Genomic DNA, 18,491 nt, shown 5'->3' with positions numbered 1-18,491 from the left:
GGCATGGCGGACCTTCAGGCGGAGCTGCGGAGGACGGTCCGGGGCGAGGTCGGTTTCGACGTCACGTCCCGGGCGCTGATGACCATGGACGCGTCCAACTACCGGCGCGTCCCGCTCGGCGTCGTCGCGCCGCGTGACGCCGACGACGTGGCGGCGACGCTCGCGGCCTGCCGGGCGCACGGAGTGCCGGTCGTCGCTCGCGGCGGCGGGACCTCGATCGCCGGCCAGGCGACGGGCACGGGCGTGGTCCTCGACTTCACCCGCCATATGAACGGCCTGGTGGCCCTGGACCCCGCCTCCCGTACGGCGGTCGTCCAGCCCGGCCTGGTCCTCGACCGCCTCCAACAGGCAGCCGCCGTCCATGGGTTGCGCTTCGGCCCCGACCCCTCGACCCACAGCCGCTGCACCCTCGGCGGCATGATCGGCAACAACTCCTGCGGCTCACATTCGGTCGCCTGGGGCACGACGGCGGACAGCGTGAGCGAGCTGTCGGTGCTCACCGCGCGCGGCGACCGCTTGCGGCTCGGCCGCGACTGGTCCGGCGCCCCGGAGGGCCTACAGGCCCTGGTCCAGGGCGAGTTGGCGCGCCTGCGCACCGGCTTCCCGGACCTCCCCCGCCGTATCTCGGGCTACGCGCTCGACGCCCTCCTGCCCGAGAAGGGCGCGGACGTCGCCCGCTCCTTCTGCGGCAGCGAGGGCACTCTGGGCATCCTCACCGAGGCGGTCGTACGACTCGTCGAGGCACCCCGCGCGCGTGCCCTGGCCGTGCTGGCGTACGCCGACGAGAGCGCGGCGGCGGAGGCCGCGGCGGGCCTGCTGCCCTTCGCGCCGCTCACCGTCGAGGGCATGGCGGCCGACCTGGTGCGCGCCACCGCGGACCTGCCCCGGGGCGGCGCCTGGCTCTTCGTGGAGACCGGCGGCGACACGGCTGCGGAGGCACGCGCGCGTGCGGAGACGATCGTCCGCGCGGCCGACGTCCTCGACTCCCTGGTCGTGACGGACCCGTCGAGCCAGCTCGCGTTGTGGCGGATCCGCGAGGACGCGAGCGGTACGGCGACCCGGATGCCGGACGGCGCCGAGGCCTGGCCCGGCTGGGAGGACTGCGCGGTACCGCCGCCCCGACTGGGCGCGTATCTAAGGGACTTCAGGGGGCTGTTGCGGGACCACGGCCTGCGCGGCACCCCGTACGGCCACTTCGGCGACGGCTGCATCCACGTCCGCATCGACTTCGACCTGATCACGGACGAGGGGGTGGCCCGCTTCCGCCGCTTCTCGGAGGACCTGGCCGGGCTGGTGGTGGCGCACGGCGGTTCGCTCTCCGGCGAGCACGGGGACGGCCAGGCGCGCGCCGAGTTGCTGCCGAAGATGTACGGCGACGAGATGGTGGCCCTCTTCGAGCGCACCAAGGCCCTCTGGGACCCGGACGACCTCCTCAACCCCGGCATGCTGGTCCGCCCGGCGCCCCTCGACACGAACCTCCGCTTCTCCTCCCTGCCCCGCGAGCCGGTGGACGTGGCGTTCGGCTACCCGTCCGACGGCGGGGACTTCTCGGCGGCGGTACGGCGGTGCGTGGGCGTGGCCAAGTGCCGTACGCACGAGCCCTCGGGGGCCTCGGTGATGTGCCCGTCGTTCCGCGCGACCGGCGAGGAGGCGCACTCCACGCGCGGGCGGGCCCGGCTGCTGCACGAGATGCTCGCGGGCGAACTGGTCACCGACGGCTGGCGGTCGACGGAGGTCCGGGACGCGCTGGACCTGTGCCTGTCCTGCAAGGGCTGCCGCACGGACTGCCCGGTCGGCGTCGACATGGCCACGTACAAGGCGGAGTTCCTGCACCACCACTACGAGGGCCGCCGCCGACCGGCCGCCCACTACACGATGGGTTGGCTGCCGCGCTGGCTGCGACTGGTGGCCCGCACGCGCACGGCGTGGCTGGTCAACTTCCTTGCTTCGGTACGGCCGTTGGCGGCGGTCGGGAAATGGCTGGGCGGGATCGCGGCGGAGCGGAAGATCCCGCGGGTGGCGGGGGAGACGTTCACCCGTTGGTCGAAGCGGCGCTTGAAGGCGCGGGTGCGGGAGATGCGTGCCGGGCGACCGGCGGGCTGGGAGCACGAGCGTCCCCGGGGCGGCACCGCCATTGTCTGGCCGGACACCTTCACCGACCACCTCGCACCGTCGGTGGGCAGGGCTGCCGTACGCGTCCTTGAGGCGGCGGGGCTCTTCGTGGTGCCCATGCCGGGCAAGACCATGAACGCGAAGGAGGAGACGGACGAGGACGGCACCGTCACGTCGTACTCCTTCAGCCCGTGGCGGGCCCGCCGGGTGCGCGTCTGCTGCGGCCTGACCTACGTGTCGACCGGCCAACTCGACCGCGCCCGAGCGGTGTTGCGCGACACGCTCGACGTGCTGGACCCCTTCCTGGACCCAAAATTGCCCGAGGTCCTCGGGGACCTCCGAGTCCCCGAGGACCCCGACGACTCGGAGGACTCCGAGGACCCGGTGGCCCCGATGTACTTCGTCGTCCTGGAACCGAGCTGCGCGGCGGCCCTCCGCACCGACCTCCCCGAACTCCTCCCCGACGACCCCCGCGCGGCCCGCCTCGCGGCCTCCGTCCTCACCTTCGCCGAAGCCCTGGACCGCCTCGCCGCCCCCGACTGGACCCCACCCCGCATCGACCGCCCGGTGACCGGCCAGACCCACTGTCACCAGCACGCGGTACTGGGCGACACCCCCGACCGCCGCGTCCGCGCCGCAGCCGGCCTGACCGGCGAACTGGCCGGCGGCTGCTGCGGGTTGGCGGGCAACTTCGGTTTCGAGAAGGGCCACTACGAGGTGTCGGCGGCCTGCGCGGAGGAACAACTGCTGTCGGCGGTGCGGGAGGCGCCGGAGGGGGCGGTGGTCCTGGCGGACGGCTTCTCGTGTCGGACGCAGTTGGAGCAGATGGCGGGAGTGCGGGGGCGGCATTTGGCGGAGGTTTTGGCGGAGGCGTTGGATTCTCCGGAAGGGGGAGGGACCGAATGACGTCTGAACTCGGACGAGTGGCCGTCCTCTCCGACATCCACGGCGTACTCCCCGCCCTCGAAGCGGTCCTCGCCGAACCGGAGTTGATGGCCGCCGACCGCATCGTCCTCACCGGCGACATCACGGCCGGCCCCCAACCGGCCGAAGTCGTCGACCTGTTGCGCGAGCAGGGCGACCGCGTGCTGTGGCTGTCGGGCAACGCGGACCGCGAACTGGTCGAGTACCGCAGGGGCGAGCGCGACGACATCCCCGACCCGATCGGCCCGTACGCGGCGACCGCCCTCCGCTCCGACCAGATCGACTTCCTGGCCGCCCTCCCCAAGACCCTCACCCTCTCGATCCGCGGCCTCGGCAAGGTCCTCTTCTGCCACGCCACACCCCGGGACGACGAGGAGGTGGTCCTCGTCGACTCCCGCCCCGCCCGCTGGACGGAGGTCCTCACCGGCCTCGACGACTCGATCCGCACAGTGGTCTGCGGCCACACCCACATGCCGTACATCCGCCTCGCCCAGGGCCGCCTGATCGTCAACCCGGGAAGCATCGGCATGCCGTACGGCCGCCCCGGCGCCCACTGGTGCCTGCTGGGCCCCGGCACTGACCTCCGCGTCACCCCGTACGACATCCCGACAGCGACCGCCCGCCTCACCCGCGAGTCCGGCTACCCGGAGATCGCCGAGTGGGCGGACTACTTCCTCAACGCCCGGGCGTCGGACACGGAGGCGTTGGGGGTGTTCGGGGCGCGGGACGGGTGGGGGTGACTGCCTAGGCTGGCCGTTCGACCACGGTTTCGACCCGCCAGGGAGCCCCGCGTATGACGAACCTCCGCCTCCGCCCCATCACCCCCGCCGAACACCTCGCCTTCATCGCGACCCGCCCCTCCGCCAGCCACATGCAGGTGCCCTCCTGGGGTGAGGTGAAGCCCGACTGGCGGGCGGAGAGTCTGGGGTGGTTCGAGGGGGAGAGCGGGCCGCTGGTCGGGGTCGGGCTGGTGTTGTACCGGCCCGTGCCCAAGTTGAAGAAGTACCTCGCCTATCTGCCCGAGGGTCCCGTCATCGACTGGGACGCCGCCGACCTCGACCGCTGGCTCGATCCGATGCTCGCCCACCTCAAGTCGCAGGGCGCGTTCACGGTGAAGATGGGGCCGCCCGTCGTCGTGCGCCGGTGGAGCGCGGACGCGGTGAAGGCGGCGATCGCCGACCCGGACGCGCGCCGGCTGCGGGACGCGGAGGCGACGTCGTACGAACCTCGCGCCTACGAGATCGCCGACCGTCTGCGCCGCGCGGGCTGGCAGCAGACGGAGCCGGGAGGGGAGGACGGGTTCGCGGCGGGGCAGCCGCGTTATGTGTTTCAAGTGCCGTTCGCCGGGCGGTCCTTGGAGGACATCCACGCCGGGCTCAACCAGCAGTGGCGCCGCAACATCAAGAAGGCCGAGAAGGCCGGCGTGAAGGTCGTCCAGGGCGGCTACGACGAACTGCCCGCCTTCTACGAGCTCTACGCCGAGACCGCCGAACGCGACCGCTTCATCCCGCGCCCCCTCCCCTACTTCCAGCGCATGTGGACCGCCCTCACCACCGAACACCCCGACCGCATGCGCCTCTACCTCGCCCACCACGACGGCGACATCCTCGCCGCGGCCACCATGCTGACCGTCGGACAGCACGTCTGGTACTCCTACGGCGCCTCCACCAGCCGCCGCCGCGAGGTGCAGCCCAACAACGCCATGCAGTGGCGCATGATGACCGACGCCCACCAACTCGGCGCCTCCGTATACGACTTCAGAGGCATCACCGACACCCTGGAGGAGTCCAACCACCTGCTGGGGCTGCTGCGTTTCAAGGCCGGCACGGGTGGAGAGGCCGTCGAGTACCTGGGGGAGTGGGACTTCCCCCTCAACCGGCTGCTGCACAAGGCGCTGGACCTCTACATGGCGCGCCGCTGAGGCCCCGGCGGGGCGAAGTCTGAGAGCGGACCCACAGGTTCCTTAAGGCTGCTCTCAGGTTTATTAGAGAACTCTCAGGTTCGCGGACCTAACTCAGGATTCACAAAGGTATTCACAGCACCTGCTTGCCGTTCGCTTGCCGACTTTGCTGCTTCTTGGCGTCGACGACGTGTAAGTTCATCCGTGTCGGGAATTCCCCGGGCGGTAAAACGCTCGACTTTGACGCACAATTCACTGCTCAACCCAAGGAGTTCGGCATGAGCCTCAAGAAGCTCGCCCCGCTGCCCCCCAAGCCCAAGTCGAAGCAGCTCCCCCCGCCGCCCCCGAAGCCCCGCAAGAAGCACCAGCCGAAGCCGCCGCTGAAGCCGCTGCCCGGCCAGGACCACTGATCGGGCAGTAGAAGAGGGCCGACCCACGCAGTCGGCCCTCTTTTCTTTCCTGAATTCGAAAATCCAAAAGAATTCTGATGACGGAAAGTGGAGGGGTTGTGGGCGTGGAAATGTACGTCGAAGCGGACGAGGAAGACCTCGAATACGAGGACGACGAAACCCCCACCATTCCCGCCCGAGTCGCCTTCCGCCGCTTCTGGCCGCTCACCCGCGGCCTCAGACGCTGGCTGATGCTCGTCTGGGTGTGCACCGTCGTCGGCGCCCTCGCCGAGACCGAGGCCATCCTCCTCTTCAGCGACCTCACCGACCGCGCCCTCGCCAAGGGCTCGCTCAGCGCCTTCTGGAGCCCCGCCGCCAAGTGGCTCGTCGTGGCGATCATCGGCGCGCTCGTCTCGTACGCCGGCAACTCCCTTGCCGCATGGGCCACCGAACGCTTCGTGATGAGACTGCGCGAGCATGTCTTCGACCACGTACAGCAGTTGCCCCCGCACTTCTTCCAACGGCACCGCCAGGGCGACCTGTTGTCCCGGCTGACCAGCGACGTCGAGGCGATCGAGACCCTCGTCGTGTCCGGCGTCATCGGCACCGCCTCGGCGATCTTCTCCGCCCTCTTCTACGCCGCCGCCGCGTTCTGGCTCCGCTGGGACCTGGCCGCCGCCACCTTCATTCTCGCCCCCCTCTTCTGGCTGGCGGCCCGCCGTTTCTCCGGCTCCATCAAGGACGTTTCCCGCGAGGGCCGGGTCGCCGACGGCGCGATCACCTCCGTCGTCGAGGAGTCCCTCGGCAACATCGTCCTCACCCAGGCCTACGGCCGCCGCGACGCGGAACGCCGGCGCCTGAACGAGGAGGCCGGCGCCTGGTTCCGCGCCTCTGTCCGCTCCTCGCGGCTCAACGAGGCGTACGAACAACTCGTCGCGGTCATCGAGACCGTGTGCGTGCTCGCCGTCATCGGCATCGGCGCCTGGGAGATCTCCACCGGCCGCATGACCCTCGGCCAACTCCTCGCCTTCTCCGCCTTCTTGGGCTACCTCTACCCGCCCGTCCGCGGCCTCGCCCAGCTCGGCCTGACGATCACCGCCGCCACCGCGGGCGCCGAGCGGCTCATCGAGATCCTGGACGTACGCCCGTCCGTCGCCGACCCCGCCCGCGGCTCGGAGACCGGCCGCCCCGACGGCACCGTCGAACTCCGCGACGTCTCCTTCAGCTACCCCGGCGCCGACCGCGCCGCCCTGGAGGGCCTCTCCTTCACCGTCAACCCCGGCGAGCTGGTCATCGTCACCGGCCCCAGCGGCGCCGGCAAGTCCACGGTCTCCAAGATGCTGCTCCGCTTCTACGACCCCGACGCGGGCGACGTGCTCCTCGACGGCGTCCCGCTGCGCGACCTCCCCCTCGCCCGCCTGCGCGAGTACGTCACCCTGCTCCCGCAGGAGACCCTCGTCCTGCACGACACCGTCCGCGCGAACATCGCCTGCGGCCGCCCCGGCGCCAGCGAACAGGCGATCGTGGACGCGGCGACGGCGGCCGACGCCCACGAGTTCATCCTCCGCCTGCCCGATGGCTACGACACGAAGGTCGACCCCAACTCGGCCCGCCTGTCCGGCGGTCAGCTCCAACGCCTCGCCATAGCGCGGGCGATCCTGCGCGACGCCCCGGTCCTGGTCCTCGACGAACCGACCACCGGCCTGGACTCGATGGCCGCCCGCCGGGTCGTGAAGCCGCTGCGGCGGCTGATGGCGGGCCGTACGACCATCATGATCACCCACGACCTCAACCTCGCCCCCGACGCCGACCGCATCCTGGTGGTGGACCGGGGCCGGATCGTGGAGACGGGCCGGCACGACGAGCTGATGGCGCGCGGCGGGGCGTACTTCCGTCTCCACCGCTCGCAGAACAACGCGGTGATGGACACTGGGGAACTGCGGTTGCCGTTCTTCGCCGAGGCGGGGGTGGGTGCGGTGCCGGTGGTCGAGACCGCTGGTGTCTACGGCTATCAGGCGCATCCCGGGTACTCCGCGCCGGCACCTTTCGTGGAGAGCTGGGCCCCGCAGCAGCCCTACCAGGAGCCGGCCTACCCCCAGGCCGAGTACTCCGATCCGCTCTTCGGGCCGATGCCCGAAAGCCTCTCCGACGGTCGCCCGCTGTTCCGTGACGAGGTTCCCTGGGGTGGCGTCTGAGCCACTGATCACCTCCGATCGCTCCAGGGACAGTTGCATAAAGGGTTCGCACACCTGTCGAAGTCCATTACCATGGACTTCGCAGTGCACCGTGATGGACGAACCCCGAGCTGAGCCCCTGGAAGCGCCGTGAGCATCCCCAGTACGTCGACCGCCAGTACGTCGACCGCCGCCCCCGTGGCCACCACCCCGGGTGCCGCCGCCCCGAGCCGCTTCGGGCCGGTCGGTCTCGTGCTGGCCGGGGGTGTCTCCGTGCAGTTCGGCGGCGCGCTGGCGGTGACGTTGATGCCGAGGGTGGGCGCGCTGGGCGTGGTCTCCCTCCGCCTGCTGGTGGCGGCGATCGTCCTGGTCGTGTTCTGCCGCCCGGGCCTGCGCGGTCACTCACGCGCGGACTGGGGCACGGTCGTGGTCTTCGGCGCCACGATGGCCGCGATGAACGGCCTCTTCTACCAGTCGCTGGCCCGCATCCCCCTGGGCCCGGCGGTGACCCTGGAGGTTCTGGGCCCGCTCGCCCTCTCGGTCCTGACGTCCCGCCGTGCGCTTAACGCGGTGTGGGCGGGGCTCGCCCTGGCCGGCGTCTTCCTCCTCGGCGGCGGAGGCTTCAGCAGCCTGGACCCCATAGGTGTGGCCTTCGCCCTGGGCGCCGGCTCCATGTGGGCGACATACATAATCTTCAGCGCCCGTACGGGCCGCCGCTTCCCCCAGGCCGATGGCCTGGCGCTGGCGATGGTGGTCGCGGCGGTGGCGTTCCTCCCCCTCGGCATCGCGGAGGCGGGCACAAAACTCCTGAACCCGGTGACGATCGCCCTCGGCTCGGCAGTGGCCGTCCTCTCCTCGGTCCTCCCCTACACCCTCGAACTCCTGGCCCTCCGCCGCCTCCCCGCCTCCACCTTCGCCATCCTGATGAGCCTCGAACCGGCGATAGCGGCAACGGCAGGCTTCCTGATCCTCCACCAGGCACTGTCCGTCACCGAAGCGATGGCCATCGCCCTGGTGATCGGGGCGAGTATGGGGGCGGTGCGGACTCAGGTGGGGCGGGGGCGGGCGAAGGTAGGAGTACAGGAGCGGGCGAAGGGGTGACCGGAGAAGTCCCGGTTACGGGTGGTACTTCTCCTCGACCGTCTCGGCACCGCCGGACTGGGAGTTCATGGTGACCCGGACCGTCACACTGTCGGTCTTCGCGGCCGTCTCCAGTTGGTCCACGGTGCACTTCGAGGTGCCGTACCCGTCGTCACCGATGGTCACGCTGGTGCCGTCGCTGTTGGAGCAGATCGCCGCCGCGCCAAGGATGCTCGTGGCGTTGGAGACCAGGAATGCCTGGTCCGTGCCGCCGTCCTCGGGCGTCACGATCAGCTTGCCGGGCGCGAGGTATCCCAGTGTGCCGACGATCGTGCTGTGGTCACCCGCGTCGGCGGTGCCGCTGCCGGAGGTGGAGACGGGCGGGCAGTAGCCGGTCTTCTCGCCTATGGAGTTGATTTCGGCGTTGGACCGTGAGTCTCCGGCGTAGTTGATCTGGTTGGTGCAGCTCACGCCGGACTTCTTGGCTGTGCCCGACCCCGTGGCGGTGGTGGAGGTCTGGCCGCTCTTGGCACTGGGCGTGCTGGTGCTGGTGGTGTTGGACTGCGCGGAACTTGTGGCGGAACCGGTGGCGGACGTGGCGGAGGTGGCCACACCGGGGTCGCACGCGGTCAGCGCCAGTCCGGCGGCGACGAGCACGGTGGTCGACAGGCCCCAACGAGCAGTCCTGGCACGCATGTTGTCCCTCTCTCACTTTCGACGGTATCGCCCCGCATCCGGTGGCGATGAGTCCGATCCCGCCCCTGGACGGACACAACCACCAGCGGCTGCAACGACCTTGACAAGGCACAACGGCCAAGTCGATGCCTGTTACAGCCTCGTGGCGCAACACCACACCCGTCACGACAAAAGACATCGGAAACGCACGGCCTGGAGGGAACGCCCTGCCGTGAAACCGTGTCTGCACCACCGGTGCCCCACGCGAACCGGGCCGGCCGCACACAACGCGACCGACCCGGTGGCAACAGCAACGAGGAAACCCGACCCGGCTCAGCCCACCGCCTGCCCCACAACCGTGTCGTCCAGCCGCTTGACCCGCGGCGCCAGCAGCACCAGAACCGCCCCCACCGCACACAACCCGGAGATGAGCCAAAGCCCGTTGGTGAACCCGGAGTCGAGATAGAACTGCGTGCCCTGGACCACCGCGCCGTGCCTGGCGATGACCACGAACACGAGCTGGATGAAGACGCCTTGAGCGACGCCCTGGATCAGGAACTGCGTGCCGTTGGCGAGCGCCTGCTCCTCCGGCGCCACCGTTCCGATGATCATGATCGGGGTGATGGCCATGACCAGCCCGACACCGGGGCCGACGATCAGGCCCCAGATCGCGAACTGCGGGACGGTCTCGTGGAGTTGGGAGCCCAGCCCGAAGCCCACGGCGGTGAGGACGCCACCCGCGCCCAGCAGGATCCGGGTGTCGATGCGCCGCGCGAGTGCCCCGGCCAGCACCGCCATCAGGATGGTGGTCACGCTCATCGGGGCGAGGACCACCGCGTTCTTCGTCGCCGACCAGCCCAGGCCGCCGGAGACGTGGGGGATCTTCGGCATCAGTGCCAGCAGTTGGGTGAGCAGGCCCGAGGCCAGGATGGCTCCCGAGGACACCGCCGTGGCCAGCAGGACCGTCCACACCGGGCGACGCGTCAGGATCGAGAGGGGGAGCAACGGGTTGGCGACCCGGCTCTCGACGACCAGGAAGACGATCAGCGCCAGCAGCCCAACTCCTATGTAGGAGAGGAATTTTCCGCTGGTCCAACCCCAGGTGGAGCCTTCGCCGATGCCGTAGACGATGGCCGTGAGGCCGCCGCCCAGCAGGAGGCCGCCGAGCCAGTCCATGCGGGTGCGCTCCTGGCGTACGGGGCTCTCCGGTACGAACGCGAGCAGCAGCGCCAGGCATACGACCGTGGAGATCACCATGAACCACAGCGCGCCCCGGAAGCCGTGGTGGTCGATGACCCACCCGGAGAGGAACGGGCCGCCCAGGCCGACGAGTCCGACGCTGCCTCCGAGGAACCCGCTGGCGGGTCCGACCAGTCTGCGGGGGAACACGTCCCGGGCCATCGAGTAGGCGAGCGGTGCGGCCGGGCCGTAGATCCCGGCGATGCTGCGGCCGACGAGGAGCGTCTCGTAGTTCGTGGAGAGGGCGGCGACCAGGTCACCGGCCAGGCCGCACACCGCGATGACGACCATGATCCGCTTCTTGCCGTACATCGCGGCGGCCTTCATGACGAAGGGCGTGGCGAAGGTGCCGACCAGCGCGGTGCTCAGCGTGAACCAGGCGATCTGGGTGGTGCGGTAGTGGATCGCGACCAGGGACTGGGCGTTGCCGGACAGCATGCTGACGATCGGCATCAGCGCGACGGCCCAGAGCAGGGAGAGGACGACGAGCGCATGACGCACGCCGAGGCCGGACTCCTCCTCGGCCGCCGGTGGTGAGGTGCTGGTCTTCGTCTGGGACATGTGGGGGGTCTCGTCTCTTCCGTCCGAAATGGCGTGAACATGACAAGATCAAGTGGGGGTGAAAAGGCGCGCTAGTAGAAAACACCCGGCATCACGAAGGCCGCAAGGTATGCGTTGTTACGACTGGGCAAACGGGGAGTGGGGCGCGCCGGCCTCTCGAAGATCATGCCTCTGACCTGGCGCTTCGCTGTCTCCGGCCATCTTTTGTTTTGTATTCCGGAATGGCTTTGTGTTCTAGGTCACTCGCAATAAACGGCATGTGTACCAATCGGTCCAATGGAGAAAAAATACAAGCACGCTTGCTTGTTTCTTGCTTCGCTGTCATGCTCGCCCCATGGCCGACCCCACGCCCGTCTTCGACGACCTGTGTGCCGAGAGCGACGAACTCGACCGCCTCGTGGCCGAGTTGAGCCCCGACCAGTGGGCCTTCGCCACCCCCGCGCCCCGCTGGACCGTCGCCCACCAGATCGCCCACCTCGCCTGGACCGACCACTCGGCCCTGCTCGCCGTGACGGACGGGGACGCGTTCGGTGCGCTGGTCGAGAAGGCGCTCGCCGCTCCGGAGTCGTATGTGGATCAGGGTGCCGAGGCCGGGGCCGCGAAGCCCCCTGCCCAGCTCCTCGCCGACTGGCGGGCCGGGCGGGCGGCCCTGCTGGACGCCCTGTGTGCCGCCCCCGCGAAAACCCGCTTCCCCTGGTACGGCCCACCCATGTCGGCCGCCTCTATGGCCACCGGCCGACTCATGGAGACCTGGGCCCACGGCCAGGACGTGGCCGACGCGCTCGGTGTGGCACGGCCACCCACGGACCGCCTCCGACATGTGGTGCGCATCGGTGTGCGCGCACGTGACTTCGCCTTCGCCGTGCACGGACTCACCCCACCGAGTGAGGAGTTCCGCGTCGAACTCCTCGCCCCCTCCGGTGAGTTGTGGGTCTACGGCCCTGAAGGCGCCCCACAGCGCGTCACCGGGCCCGCCCTCGACTTCTGCCTCCTTGTCACCCAGCGGGCCCATCGCGCCGACCTCGCGGTGGCGGCGGTGGGCCCCGATGCCGGCCGGTGGCTCGACATCGCGCAGGCCTTCGCGGGGCCACCCGGCACCGGACGCCCGCCGAAAGGGGACGGCCAGTGACCTCCCCCGTCGCCCCCCTCCGGATAGGCAACGCCTCCGGGTTCTACGGCGACCGGTTCGACGCCCTGCGCGAGATGCTCACCGGCGGCCCGCTGGACATCCTCACCGGTGACTACCTCGCCGAGCTGACCATGCTCATCCTGGGCCGGGACCGGCTCAAGGACCCCGGCGCCGGATACGCCCGTACCTTCCTGAAGCAGTTGGAGGAGTGTCTCGGTCTCGCCCAGGAGCGCGGGGTGCGGATCGTCACCAACGCCGGTGGGCTCAACCCGGCCGGACTCGCCGACGCCGTACGGAAGTTGGCCGATCGGCTGGGGATACCCGTGCGGGTCGCGCATGTCGAGGGGGACGATCTCGTCGCCCGGTATCCGGGGTCCCTTGCCGCGCATGCCTATCTCGGTGGTTTCGGTATCGCCGCCTGCCTCGACGCCGGGGCCGATGTCGTGGTCACCGGGCGGGTCACCGATGCCGCTCTGGTCACCGGGCCCGCTGTCGCCCACTTCGGGTGGGGGGTGGACGACTACGACCGGCTCGCGGGGGCCGTGGTCGCCGGACATGTGCTGGAGTGCGGGACCCAGGCCACCGGGGGCAACTACGCCTTCTTCACCGAGCACGCACCCGAAAAGCTGCGTCACCCCGGGTTTCCGCTCGCCGAGATCCATGAGGACGGCTCCTGCGTCATCACCAAACACCCTGGTACGGGTGGGGTCGTGGACGTCGGTACCGTCACCGCGCAACTGCTCTACGAGACGCATGGCGCCCGGTATGCCGGGCCCGATGTCACCGCCCGGCTCGACACCGTCCGGCTCGGTGCGGACGGCCCCGATCGGGTGCGGATCGACGGGGTGCGCGGGGAGGCTCCGCCGCCGACTCTCAAGGTCGGTCTCAATCGGCTGGGCGGCTTCCGCAACGAGGTCACCTTCGTGCTCACCGGGCTCGACATCGAGCGCAAGGCCGTTCTTGTCCGGGAGCAGATGGAGGCCGCGTTCCGGGCGGCCAAGTCCCGGCCCCGTGAGCTCCGTTGGGATCTCGCCCGGACCGATCACGCGGACGCCCCGACCGAGGAGACCGCCAGTGCGCTGCTGCGGCTCGTGGTGCGGGACGCCGATCAGGATGTTGTCGGGCGGGCGCTGGGGGCGGCGGCCGTTGAGCTCGCGCTGGCCAGTTACCCCGGCTTCCATGTGCTGACCCCACCTGGAAAGGGAGCGCCCTATGGCGTCTTCGATGATGTGTATGTCCCCCATGGCGCCGTCGACCATGTGGCCGTCCTCTACGACGGGCGGCGGGTTGCTATGGCCCCGGCCCACGACACCCTCGTACTGGACGACGTTCCGCAGCCGGCCCTCCCCGAGCCTCTGCCGGACGGGCCCACGGCGCGGGCGCCCCTTGGTCTGGTCGCCGGGGCCCGTAGCGGTGACAAGGGAGGCAACGCCAACGTGGGAGTGTGGGCGCGTACGGATGAGGCCTGGCGCTGGCTCGCCCATGCGCTGACCGTCGAGCGGTTCCGTGAACTCCTGCCGGAGACCGCCGAGTTGGGCGTCGTCCGGCACATGCTGCCCACTCTCCGGGCCCTGAACTTCGTCGTCGAGGGCATTCTCGGCGAGGGCGTCGCCGCCCAGCACCGTTTTGATCCGCAGGCCAAGGCCCTGGGCGAATGGCTGCGTTCCCGTCGTCTGGACATCCCGGAGGTCCTCCTGTGACCGTCCTTGCGTCCGCCCTGGACACCAACGACCCCGACTACGCGGCCAACCGCGCGGCCATGCTCGCCAAGCTCGGCGAACTCGACGCCGAACACGCGAAGGCGCTCGCGGGCGGTGGGCCGAAGTACGTCGAACGGCACCGCAAACGCGGCAAGTTGCTCGCCCGTGAGCGCATCGAGCTGCTCCTCGACCCCGACACGCCCTTCCTCGAACTGTCGCCGCTGGCCGCCTGGGGCAGCGACTACGCCGTCGGCGCCTCGCTCGTCACCGGCATCGGCGTGGTGGAGGGCGTGGAGTGCCTGATCACCGCCAACGACCCGACCGTGCGCGGGGGCGCGAGCAATCCGTGGAGTCTGAAGAAGGCGCTGCGGGCCAACGACATCGCGCTCGCCAACCGGCTGCCCTGCATCAGCCTCGTCGAGTCCGGCGGCGCCGATCTGCCCTCCCAGAAGGAGATCTTCATCCCGGGCGGCGCCATCTTCCGTGATCTGACCCGGCTTTCGGCCGCCGGGATCCCGACGATCGCGGTCGTCTTCGGCAACTCGACCGCCGGTGGCGCGTACATCCCCGGCATGTCCGACCACGTGATCATGGTCAAGGAACGCGCGAAGGTGTTCCTCGGCGGGCCGCCGCTGGTGAAGATGGCGACCGGTGAGGAGAGCGACGACGAGTCGCTCGGCGGGGCCGAGATGCACGCGCGCGTGTCGGGGCTCGCCGACCACTTCGCCGTCGACGAACCGGACGCGCTGCGCCAGGCCCGCCGCGTGGTCGCCCGCCTCAACCACCGCAAGACGTACGGCGATCCGGGCCCGGCCGCACCCCCCAAGTACGACGAGGACGAGCTGCTCGGCATCGTCCCCGGCGATCTCAAGACCCCCTTCGATCCGCGCGAGGTCGTCGCCCGGCTCGTCGACGGCTCCGACTTCGACGAGTTCAAGCCGCTCTACGGCACGAGCCTGGTGACGGGTTGGGCCACCCTGCACGGCTATCCGGTGGGCGTTCTGGCGAACGCCCAAGGGGTCCTCTTCAGCCAGGAGTCCCAAAAGGCCGCCCAGTTCATCCAGTTGGCCAACCAGCGCGACATCCCGCTGCTCTTCCTGCACAACACCACCGGCTACATGGTCGGCAAGGAGTACGAACAGGGCGGCATCATCAAGCACGGCGCGATGATGATCAACGCCGTCAGCAACAGCCGCGTACCGCATCTGTCCGTGCTCATGGGCGCCTCGTACGGCGCCGGGCACTACGGCATGTGCGGGCGGGCCTACGACCCCCGCTTCCTGTTCGCCTGGCCCAGCGCCAAGTCCGCCGTCATGGGCCCCCAGCAGCTCGCCGGCGTCCTGTCGATCGTCGCCCGGCAGTCGGCCGTAGCGAAGGGCCGGCCCTACGACGACGAGGCGGACGCGGCGCTGCGCGCCATGGTGGAGCAGCAGATCGAGTCCGAGTCCCTGCCGATGTTCCTGTCGGGGCGGCTGTACGACGACGGTGTCATCGACCCGCGCGACACCCGAACCGTCCTCGGCCTGTGCCTGTCCGCCATCCACACGGCGCCCTTCGAGGGCGCGCGCGGTGGCTTCGGCGTCTTCCGGATGTGAGGTCCCAGTGAGTGGTTCCATAGTTTCCGTCCTGGTGGCCAACCGGGGCGAGATCGCCTGCCGGATCTTCCGTACCTGCCGTGAGTCGGGGATCCGGACGGTGGCCGTGCACTCGGACGCCGACGAGAACGCGCTCCACGCGCGCGTGGCCGACGCGACGGTACGGCTGCCGGGGGCGACGCCCACGGAGACGTATCTGCGCGGTGAGCTGATCGTGAAGGCGGCCGTCGCGGCGGGCGCGGACGCGGTGCACCCCGGGTACGGATTCCTGTCCGAGAACGCCGACTTCGCCCGCGCCGTCCTGGACGCGGGGCTGGTGTGGATCGGGCCGCCACCCGAGGCGATCGAGGCGATGGCCTCCAAGACCCGCGCCAAGGAACTCATGGGGATCGCGCCCCTGGAGCACGTCACCGAGGCCGACCTCCCCGTACTGGTGAAGGCGGCGGCGGGCGGCGGCGGACGCGGGATGCGAGTCGTACGCCAACTCACCGACCTGGAAGTCGAGTTGACCGCCGCACGGGCCGAGGCGCTCAGCGCCTTCGGGGACGGAGAGGTCTTCGTCGAGCCCTATGTGGAGGGCGGCCGGCACGTCGAGGTACAGATCCTCGCCGACACACACGGCACGGTCTGGGCCCTCGGCACCCGGGACTGCTCCCTCCAGCGCCGCCACCAGAAGGTGATCGAGGAGTCCCCGGCATCGGGTCTGTCCGCCGAACTCACGCAAGATATAAGCGAGTTGGCCGTACGGGCTGCTCGTGCGGTCGACTACGTCGGCGCCGGAACGGTCGAGTTCCTGATCTCCCCCGACGGCCGGGCCCACTTCCTCGAAATGAACACCCGCCTCCAGGTCGAACACCCCGTCACGGAGGCCGTGTTCGGCATCGACCTGGTGGCGCTGCAACTCGCGGTCGCGGAAGGTCACCCCCTCGAAAACGACCCTCCACGCGCGCGTGGCCACGCCATCGAGGCCCGCCTCTACGCCGAGGACCCGTCCCACGACTGGACCCCCCAGACCGGCACCCTGCACCGCCTCGCCGTACCGGAAGGCGTCCGCCTGGACACCGGATACACCGACGGCGACGACATCGGCGTCCACTACGACCCCATGCTCGCCAAGGTCGTCGCCCACGCCCCCACCCGCGCGGAGGCGCTCCGCAGACTCTCCGGCGCCCTGGAGCGGGCGACGATCCACGGCCCGCTCACCAACCGCGACCTCCTCGTACGCTCCCTGCGCCACAAGGAGTTCACCACCGCCCACATGGACACCGGCTTCTACGACCGCCACCTCCCCGACCTCACCCGGCCGGTCCCGGACCCGCACGCCCCCCTGGCCGCCGCCCTCGCCGACGCCCACGGCCGCTCCCGCTTCGGCGGTGGCTGGCGCAACGTGCCGTCGCAGCCGCAGGTGAAGCGGTACGCCATGGCGGGCGAGGAGTACGAGGTCCATTACCAGCACACCAGGCAGGGCCTGAGCGCGGACGGGGTGCATGTCGTCCACGCGGACGCCGGTCTCGTCGTACTCGAAGTGGACGGCGTACGAAGGAAGTTCGAGGTCGCGCGATACGGCGACCAGGTCTACGTCAACGCGACAGCCCTCACCGCCCTGCCCCGCTTCCCCGACCCGACCGCCCAACTGGCCCCGGGTTCGCTGCTGGCGCCGATGCCGGGGACGGTGGTGAGGGTCGCGGAGGGCCTGGCCGTAGGAGCCGCCGTGACGGCTGGAGAGCCGCTGCTGTGGCTGGAGGCGATGAAGATGGAACACAAGATCACGGCACCGGTCACGGGCACGCTGACGGCTCTGCGAGCCGTGACGGGACAACAGGTGGAGCCAGGCATGTTGCTGGCGGTAGTGCAGCCGAGCCATGACGAGGGAGCCGCATGAGCACGATCGAGACCGACGAGCACAAGGCCCTGCGCGCAGCCGTGTCCGCCCTGGGCAAACGCCACGGCCGCACCTACGACCGCGAGCAACTCTGGTCTGAGGCAGCAAAGTTGGGCTACCTCGGCGTCAACCTGCCGGAGGAATACGGAGGCGGAGGCGGCGGCATCTCCGAACTCTCCATCGTCCTGGAGGAGTTGGGAGCCGCAGGCTGCCCCCTGCTCATGATGGTCGTCTCACCCGCGATCTGCGGCACGGTGATCGCCCGCTTCGGCACCGAGGAGCAGAAGCGGACCTGGCTCCCCGGACTCGCCGACGGCACCCGCACCATGGCCTTCGGCATCACCGAACCCGACGCCGGTTCCAACAGCCATCGCATCACCACCACCGCCCGCAAGGACGGCGCCGACTGGCTGCTCACCGGCCGCAAGGTCTTCATCTCCGGAGTGGACCTGGCCGACGCGACCTTGATAGTCGGCCGTACGGAAGACGCCCGTACGGGCCGTCTCAAGCCCTGTCTGTTCATCGTCCCGCGCGACGCGGAGGGCTTCACGCGGCGGCAGATCGACATGGAACTCCAGGCGGCGGAGAAGCAGTTCGAGCTGACCCTGGACGATGTACGGCTGCCCGCCGAGGCGCTCGTCGGCGACGAGGACGCGGGCCTGCTGCAGCTCTTCGCCGGGCTCAACCCCGAGCGCGTCATGACGGCCGCGTTCGCGATCGGCATGGGCCGCTACGCGCTCGCCCGCGCCGTCGAGTACGCGCGCGACCGCACCGTATGGGACGCCCCCATAGGCGCCCACCAGGCGATCGCGCACCCGCTCGCGCAGGCGCACATCGATCTCGAACTGGCGCGTCTGATGATGCAGAAGGCGGCGTACCTGTACGACGCCGGTGACGACGTCGGCGCGGGTGAGGCCGCGAACATGGCGAAGTACGCGGCGGGAGAGGCGTGTGTGCGGGCCGTCGACCAGTCCGTGCACACCCTCGGCGGGAACGGGCTCACGCGGGAATTCGGGCTGGCTTCGTTGATAACCGCCGCGCGGGTGGCTCGTATTGCTCCGGTGAGCCGGGAGATGATTCTCAACTACGTCTCCCACCAGACCCTGGGCCTGCCCAAGTCGTACTAGCCAC

Annotated in this window: 13 protein-coding genes; 11 read left to right on the top strand and 2 right to left on the bottom strand. The window is 70.1% G+C overall.

All coding sequences use genetic code 11. The features are described from left to right. The first annotated feature begins 3 nt into the window (after positions 1-3). The 6 genes from AB0M63_RS15725 to AB0M63_RS15700 all read left to right on the top strand — a co-directional run bounded on the left by AB0M63_RS15725 (position 4) and on the right by AB0M63_RS15700 (position 8,600). Positions 4-3,018, top strand: a complete 3,015-nt coding sequence (locus AB0M63_RS15725) for an FAD-binding and (Fe-S)-binding domain-containing protein (protein ID WP_366019744.1) — start codon at positions 4-6, stop codon at positions 3,016-3,018. Beyond that, complete coding sequence (locus tag AB0M63_RS15720; RefSeq protein ID WP_366019742.1) at positions 3,015-3,776, top strand: metallophosphoesterase family protein; 762 nt, start codon at positions 3,015-3,017, stop codon at positions 3,774-3,776. Before AB0M63_RS15725 ends, AB0M63_RS15720 begins: the two co-directional genes overlap by 4 nt. Positions 3,777-3,829: 53 nt before the next feature. Further along, positions 3,830-4,957 (top strand): peptidoglycan bridge formation glycyltransferase FemA/FemB family protein, encoded by a 1,128-nt coding sequence (locus AB0M63_RS15715; protein ID WP_355905793.1) that lies wholly within the window; start codon positions 3,830-3,832, stop codon positions 4,955-4,957. A 257-nt stretch (positions 4,958-5,214) separates the two neighbouring features. Further along, positions 5,215-5,346 carry a hypothetical protein gene (locus AB0M63_RS15710; RefSeq protein WP_355905790.1) on the top strand — a complete coding sequence of 44 codons (132 nt, stop codon included), beginning with the start codon at positions 5,215-5,217 and terminating at the stop codon, positions 5,344-5,346. A 110-nt stretch (positions 5,347-5,456) separates the two neighbouring features. After that, complete coding sequence (locus tag AB0M63_RS15705; RefSeq protein WP_366019938.1) at positions 5,457-7,520, top strand: ABC transporter ATP-binding protein; 2,064 nt, start codon at positions 5,457-5,459, stop codon at positions 7,518-7,520. 129 nt (positions 7,521-7,649) lie between these two features. Next, positions 7,650-8,600: an EamA family transporter gene (locus AB0M63_RS15700; RefSeq protein ID WP_366019741.1), complete on the top strand. Its 951-nt coding sequence runs from the start codon at positions 7,650-7,652 to the stop codon at positions 8,598-8,600. A 15-nt stretch (positions 8,601-8,615) separates the two neighbouring features. On the opposite strand, the gene AB0M63_RS15695 is transcribed toward AB0M63_RS15700, so the two are convergent. After that, complete coding sequence (locus tag AB0M63_RS15695; protein WP_366019740.1) at positions 8,616-9,275, bottom strand: hypothetical protein; 660 nt, start codon at positions 9,273-9,275, stop codon at positions 8,616-8,618. 312 nt (positions 9,276-9,587) lie between these two features. Next, the gene (locus AB0M63_RS15690) at positions 9,588-11,054 is read right to left on the bottom strand and encodes an MFS transporter (RefSeq protein WP_366019739.1); all 1,467 of its coding nucleotides are present in this window, start codon (positions 11,052-11,054) and stop codon (positions 9,588-9,590) included. 334 nt (positions 11,055-11,388) lie between these two features. Between AB0M63_RS15690 and AB0M63_RS15685 the strand changes: the two genes are divergently transcribed. The 5 genes from AB0M63_RS15685 to AB0M63_RS15665 are packed head-to-tail and all read left to right on the top strand — an operon-like array spanning position 11,389 to position 18,487. Further along, the gene (locus tag AB0M63_RS15685; protein WP_366019738.1) at positions 11,389-12,183 is read left to right on the top strand and encodes a TIGR03084 family metal-binding protein; all 795 of its coding nucleotides are present in this window, start codon (positions 11,389-11,391) and stop codon (positions 12,181-12,183) included. Further along, positions 12,180-13,883: an acyclic terpene utilization AtuA family protein gene (locus AB0M63_RS15680; RefSeq protein WP_366019737.1), complete on the top strand. Its 1,704-nt coding sequence runs from the start codon at positions 12,180-12,182 to the stop codon at positions 13,881-13,883. The genes AB0M63_RS15685 and AB0M63_RS15680 overlap by 4 nt, the downstream gene beginning before the upstream one ends. Then, positions 13,880-15,478 (top strand): carboxyl transferase domain-containing protein, encoded by a 1,599-nt coding sequence (locus tag AB0M63_RS15675; RefSeq protein WP_366019736.1) that lies wholly within the window; start codon positions 13,880-13,882, stop codon positions 15,476-15,478. Before AB0M63_RS15680 ends, AB0M63_RS15675 begins: the two co-directional genes overlap by 4 nt. A gap of 7 nt (positions 15,479-15,485) precedes the next feature. Next, positions 15,486-17,360, top strand: coding sequence for a biotin carboxylase N-terminal domain-containing protein (locus tag AB0M63_RS15670; protein ID WP_366019735.1), 1,875 nt, complete (start codon positions 15,486-15,488; stop codon positions 17,358-17,360). Continuing rightward, entirely contained in the window at positions 17,357-18,487 is a 1,131-nt protein-coding gene (locus AB0M63_RS15665; RefSeq protein ID WP_366019734.1) for an acyl-CoA dehydrogenase family protein, read from the top strand. The genes AB0M63_RS15670 and AB0M63_RS15665 overlap by 4 nt, the downstream gene beginning before the upstream one ends. Positions 18,488-18,491: the final 4 nt, after the last annotated feature.

This window comes from Streptomyces sp. NPDC051576, assembly GCF_040681835.1.
Classification (GTDB): Bacteria; Actinomycetota; Actinomycetes; order Streptomycetales; family Streptomycetaceae; genus Streptomyces.
Note: the sequence above shows the minus strand (reverse complement) of the source record. Positions and strands in the feature narration are given on the sequence as shown.

Coding starts and splice junctions, on each gene's coding strand:
- AB0M63_RS15725 (WP_366019744.1), top strand. CDS start 4: ATGGCGGACCTTCAGGCGGAGCTGCGGAGGACGGTCCGGGGCGAGGTC.
- AB0M63_RS15720 (WP_366019742.1), top strand. CDS start 3,015: ATGACGTCTGAACTCGGACGAGTGGCCGTCCTCTCCGACATCCACGGC.
- AB0M63_RS15715 (WP_355905793.1), top strand. CDS start 3,830: ATGACGAACCTCCGCCTCCGCCCCATCACCCCCGCCGAACACCTCGCC.
- AB0M63_RS15710 (WP_355905790.1), top strand. CDS start 5,215: ATGAGCCTCAAGAAGCTCGCCCCGCTGCCCCCCAAGCCCAAGTCGAAG.
- AB0M63_RS15705 (WP_366019938.1), top strand. CDS start 5,457: ATGTACGTCGAAGCGGACGAGGAAGACCTCGAATACGAGGACGACGAA.
- AB0M63_RS15695 (WP_366019740.1), bottom strand. CDS start 9,275: ATGCGTGCCAGGACTGCTCGTTGGGGCCTGTCGACCACCGTGCTCGTC.
- AB0M63_RS15690 (WP_366019739.1), bottom strand. CDS start 11,054: ATGTCCCAGACGAAGACCAGCACCTCACCACCGGCGGCCGAGGAGGAG.
- AB0M63_RS15685 (WP_366019738.1), top strand. CDS start 11,389: ATGGCCGACCCCACGCCCGTCTTCGACGACCTGTGTGCCGAGAGCGAC.
- AB0M63_RS15665 (WP_366019734.1), top strand. CDS start 17,357: ATGAGCACGATCGAGACCGACGAGCACAAGGCCCTGCGCGCAGCCGTG.